The 206-nt window shown below is 38.8% G+C and carries 1 pseudogene; it reads right to left on the bottom strand.

Annotated features, from left to right (window positions below):
* A pseudogene (locus tag COJ96_RS29025) lies at positions 1–206 on the bottom strand (FtsK/SpoIIIE domain-containing protein); the annotation flags it as partial.

Below are 206 nucleotides of genomic sequence, written 5' to 3'. Positions count from 1 at the left end.
TTGCCGTATTTATCGAGGAAATCTTGTAGCTCGAGTCCCAACGGGATTTTAAAAACATACTCTGTATACTTTTTCGCCTTATTGTAATTGCGTCGATAGAGTCGCATCTTTTCGTCCTTTTTGTACAGGCCGCAGTTTTCCGCAATCTTTAAAATCTTATCGCTATCATCGTTCATATTCGTCTTATAATAGTAGCTAGCACCAAG

The organism is Bacillus sp. AFS073361 (genome assembly GCF_002567005.1).
GTDB lineage: Bacteria > Bacillota > Bacilli > Bacillales > Cytobacillaceae > Neobacillus.
Note: the sequence above shows the minus strand (reverse complement) of the source record. Positions and strands in the feature narration are given on the sequence as shown.